Origin of the sequence: Enterobacter sp. 50793107 (assembly GCF_001463365.1) — a bacterium.
In the GTDB taxonomy this organism is placed as follows: Bacteria; Pseudomonadota; Gammaproteobacteria; order Enterobacterales; family Enterobacteriaceae; genus Enterobacter; species Enterobacter cloacae.
Genome location: NZ_LNII01000054.1, coordinates 1 through 242, shown reverse-complemented (window position 1 = coordinate 242; position 242 = coordinate 1). Strand labels below are relative to the sequence as shown.

Genomic DNA, 242 nt, shown 5'->3' with positions numbered 1-242 from the left:
GGCCGCAAGGTTAAAACTCAAATGAATTGACGGGGGCCCGCACAAGCGGTGGAGCATGTGGTTTAATTCGATGCAACGCGAAGAACCTTACCTGGTCTTGACATCCACAGAACTTTCCAGAGATGGACTGGTGCCTTCGGGAACTGTGAGACAGGTGCTGCATGGCTGTCGTCAGCTCGTGTTGTGAAATGTTGGGTTAAGTCCCGCAACGAGCGCAACCCTTATCCTTTGTTGCCAGCGGT

General features: G+C 52.9%; 1 rRNA gene. It reads left to right on the top strand.

The window, feature by feature from the left end:
* Nucleotides 1-242 (top strand): 16S ribosomal RNA (locus APU11_RS07545); the annotation flags it as partial.